Origin of the sequence: Phaeobacter sp. CAU 1743 (assembly GCF_039839315.1) — a bacterium.
GTDB lineage: Bacteria > Pseudomonadota > Alphaproteobacteria > Rhodobacterales > Rhodobacteraceae > Phycobacter > Phycobacter gallaeciensis_A.
This window is the reverse complement of record NZ_JBDOQR010000150.1, coordinates 1-3,540: the sequence shown is the minus strand read 5'-3', so window position 1 is coordinate 3,540 and position 3,540 is coordinate 1. Positions and strand designations below refer to the sequence as shown.

The window sequence follows — 3,540 nt, the reverse complement described above, 5'->3', positions numbered from 1 at the left end:
TCGAAGGATTGGGAAAAATCCATCGCCAGCGCGGCAGCTTGGGTCACAATCGCACACATCCGCCGCGTCACGCGGATGCTCGCAAGACAATGAATTCACTCGAAAAGTTTTGAATCAGACTCTGAGACAAAGGCCTGGGCGTCTTGGACCGTCATGTCTTTCAGCGAAGAGGACAGCGCCATGAAAAGCTCATCCTCGCTGATCGCAGCGGCGCGGTGCATGGCGTCCGCGTAAAATGACGGGTCGTTGAGAACCTTCTCGTTCAGCGGCATCCGCGCGAGGTTCTCTTCCGGGATCGCAATGAAGATCATGTCCTGCAGGTCGGTCAGATACGCACGCCGCGATGTGGACACCGGCTTTCCCACCGCCTTGGCCTCCAGATATGCCTGCCTTGTCCTGTCGAGCTTTGCCCTTGCAGGGGTCGAGTGCGGCTGAGTGCGGAATCCCCCTTTAAGGCTCTGATTGATACAAATTCATCGATTTCGCTCGAGTGTCCTGTAGACCGTTGGGCGTGAGACTGAGAACAACTCGGCCAGATCACTGATGGAATAGTCTCCGGTGGCGTGCATTCTGGACAGCTCTTTTTGTTGTTTTTCAGATAGTTTTGGCTGTTTTCCACGGAGTTTGCCCTTGGCGCGGGCGATGGCCATACCTTCGCGGGTACGCATGCGGATGAGGTCGGCTTCGAACTCCGCAAAAGTGGCGAGGATGTTGAAGAACATCTTTCCCATCGGATCGGTGGGATCGTAGACCGAAGCGCCGAGGGCCAATTTGACACCCTTGGCCTCCAGTTGATCGGCGATGGCACGGGCGTCCGGGACGGATCGGGCCAGCCGGTCGAGTTTCGGCACAACAAATGTGTCGCCTTCACGCACGGCGGCGAGGGCTTGATCCAGACCAGGTCGAGCACGGTTGGTGCCGGTCAGACCATGGTCGGTATAGATACGATCCGGCGCGACGCCGAGATCTTCGAGCGCCTGTTTCTGGGCCGTCAGGTCCTGGCCGTCGGTGGAGCAGCGGACGTATCCGATTTTGGTCGTGGTCATGAAGTGAGTGTACGAATAAGGGGCCTCTTTTGCAAATTTAATCGTACCATGTATATGAGATGCTCAAAGCGGTGGTTTCATACGCTTTGCCCAATCGACCAAACCTGTCCGCTGATCGATCCTCTTACGGACAGCCTGGCTGCGTTTTCAGACGAGGATCGGGCCGCAGCAATGGAGCGGTTCCGGGTCCTGCAGCCGCACATTGAGACCGGCGTCCCGCTGACAGGAGTGGCGGACACATCGGGCCATCCGATCCGAACACTGCGCCGGTGGGCGGCGCGATATCATGAGGCCGGGCTTTCAGGATTGGTACGGCGTCAGCGCTCCGATGCAGGACGCCGGAAACTCCATGCCGATCTGGCGCAACAGATCGAGGCCCTTGCCTTGCAGAAGCCGCGCCTGTCGGCGGCTTTGATCCATCGGCGCATCGCGGAGGCGGCAAAGGCAGAGGGCCATCCTGCCCCATCACACGCGACAGTGCGCAGGGTGATGGGAGCGCTTGATCCAGCCATGCTGTGCCTCGTCCATGAGGGTCCAACCGCCTATCGTGACCGCTACGAGCTGATCCACCGGCACCGCGCTGAGCGCCCCAATGCGGTCTGGCAGACGGATCACACCCAGCTCGATCTCCTTATCCTCGACGCAAACAGCAAGCCCGCCCGTCCCTGGCTGACCATCGTGCAGGATGATTATTCCCGCGCGGTCGCAGGCTATTGCGTGTTCCTGGGCGCACCCTCTGCTTTGCAAACCGCTCTGGCTTTGCGTCAGGCAATTTGGCGAAAGACGGACCCGGACTGGCCGGTCTGCGGTATCCCCGAGACGCTCTATACTGACCACGGATCAGACTTCACCAGCCAGCACCTGGAGCAGGTCGCGGCAGAGCTACGGATCGAGCTGGTATTCTCGGCCGTGGCGCGCCCGCAGGGGCGGGGCAAGATCGAACGGATATTCGGCACGGTGAACACCGAACTCCTGCCGGAACTTCCGGGCTATCTTGCCGAGGGTAAAACAAGACGCCCGCCTGCGCTGTCGCTTTCAGAGCTAGATCAAGCTGTCGGGCACTTTCTGGTCGGAACACACAATGCCCGCCGCCACAGCGAGATCGGCATGGCTCCCAATGCGGCCTGGCGCGGCGACGGTTGGCTGCCAAACCTGCCTGAAAACGTTGAAGCCTTGGACCTGTTGCTGCTCACCGTTGCCAAAGCCCGGCTCGTGCGTCGGGATGGCATTCACTTCCAGGGCCTGCGCTACATGGACCCGACGCTGGCCGCATTCGTCGGCGAGCACGTCACCATCCGTTTCGACCCCCGCGACATGGCGGAAATTCGGGTGTTCCACCGAAACCTCTTCCTCTGCCGCGCGGTCAGCCCGGACCATGCCGGGCGCACGATATCCCTCAAAGACATCCAGCAGGCGCGTGTCGCACGGCGGCGCTCCTTGAGACAGGAGATCAAGGCGCACACCGGTTCCGTGACCGACCATCTGCCGGACGCCGATCAAAAGCCGAAATCAAAGCCTCCGGCACAATCCAAACTCCTGCTCTACAAAGAAGACCGGCGCACATGACAAACACCACCTTCATCGAAACAAGCGCCCATAAGCGCTTCGTGGAGTTCGCCCGCACCGTGCGCAAGGATCGCACTATCGGGCTGTGCTATGGCCCCGCCGGGGTTGGCAAAACACTGTCTGCCCGGCGCTATGCCAAGTGGGACATCGCGGAGCCACTTCTGGAAAGCTGGGGGCCTCGCGATCCATCCGATGAAAAGGTCTACGCTGCCCTGGCGCGATCTCGCACCGTCTTCTACACGCCGCCGGTCGCAAGCGCCTTCGCTGCGTTGCGCAAGGACCTGAACCAGCTCAGAAACCGTGTCGAAGCCTGCATCGACCAGGCCCTCGACCCGCGATCCGCCCAACCGACAAGGCCACGCGAGGGTCACACTGAGCTGATCATTGTCGATGAAGCCGAGCGCCTGACAAACAGCGCCTTGGAATACCTGCGCGACCAGTTCGACCGCGCCGAGATCGGGCTGATCCTGATCGGCATGCCCGGCATAGAAAAACGCATGAGCCGCTATCCGCAGCTCTACAGCCGCATCGGCTTTGCGCATCCCTATCCGCCGCTCTCGCGCGACGAGATGGACTTCATCCTCAAGAAGCAATGGCAAAAGCTGGGGAAGGAATTCGACGCCGAAGACTTCGCAGATGTTCAGGCTGCCACCACGATCTCCCGCCTCACAGGCGGCAACTTCCGGCTGCTGCAACGCCTTTTCAACCAGATCGACCGAATCCTCCACATCAACGAGCTGCGCGAAATCACCGATGACGTCATCCAGGCCGCCGCCTCAACCCTCGTCATCGGAGCGGCCAATTAAAGCGGTTCCAGCTTTCATTGAATCAAAGGGGATTCACAGCGGGCTATTTTTCTGATTCATCCTGTTCAGGAGGATCAGATCATGCCCAACCCGCTTTCTGCCGATATTCGAGCCCGTTTTGA

General features: G+C 60.0%; 4 protein-coding genes and 1 pseudogene. 3 read left to right on the top strand and 2 right to left on the bottom strand.

The window, feature by feature from the left end:
• Positions 1–93: pseudogene (locus AAFO90_RS24340) on the top strand (IS5/IS1182 family transposase); the annotation flags it as partial.
• Positions 94–95: 2 nt separating this feature from the next.
• On the opposite strand, the gene AAFO90_RS24335 reads toward AAFO90_RS24340, so the two are convergent.
• Together AAFO90_RS24335 and AAFO90_RS24330 are read right to left on the bottom strand one after the other, a co-directional pair.
• Positions 96–353 (bottom strand): hypothetical protein, encoded by a 258-nt coding sequence (locus AAFO90_RS24335; RefSeq protein WP_347511118.1) that lies wholly within the window; start codon positions 351–353, stop codon positions 96–98.
• A gap of 120 nt (positions 354–473) precedes the next feature.
• Positions 474–1,046, bottom strand: coding sequence for a recombinase family protein (locus tag AAFO90_RS24330; RefSeq protein ID WP_274841176.1), 573 nt, complete (start codon positions 1,044–1,046; stop codon positions 474–476).
• Between the two features lie 171 nt (positions 1,047–1,217).
• Between AAFO90_RS24330 and AAFO90_RS24325 the strand changes: the two genes are divergently transcribed.
• Together AAFO90_RS24325 and AAFO90_RS24320 are read left to right on the top strand one after the other, a co-directional pair.
• Entirely contained in the window at positions 1,218–2,612 is a 1,395-nt protein-coding gene (locus AAFO90_RS24325) for a Mu transposase C-terminal domain-containing protein (RefSeq protein WP_347511117.1), read from the top strand.
• Positions 2,609–3,418 carry an AAA family ATPase gene (locus tag AAFO90_RS24320; protein WP_339773046.1) on the top strand — a complete coding sequence of 270 codons (810 nt, stop codon included), beginning with the start codon at positions 2,609–2,611 and terminating at the stop codon, positions 3,416–3,418. The genes AAFO90_RS24325 and AAFO90_RS24320 overlap by 4 nt, the downstream gene beginning before the upstream one ends.
• Positions 3,419–3,540 lie beyond the last annotated feature (122 nt).

Coding starts and splice junctions, on each gene's coding strand:
- AAFO90_RS24320 (WP_339773046.1), top strand. CDS start 2,609: ATGACAAACACCACCTTCATCGAAACAAGCGCCCATAAGCGCTTCGTG.
- AAFO90_RS24325 (WP_347511117.1), top strand. CDS start 1,218: ATGGAGCGGTTCCGGGTCCTGCAGCCGCACATTGAGACCGGCGTCCCG.
- AAFO90_RS24330 (WP_274841176.1), bottom strand. CDS start 1,046: ATGACCACGACCAAAATCGGATACGTCCGCTGCTCCACCGACGGCCAG.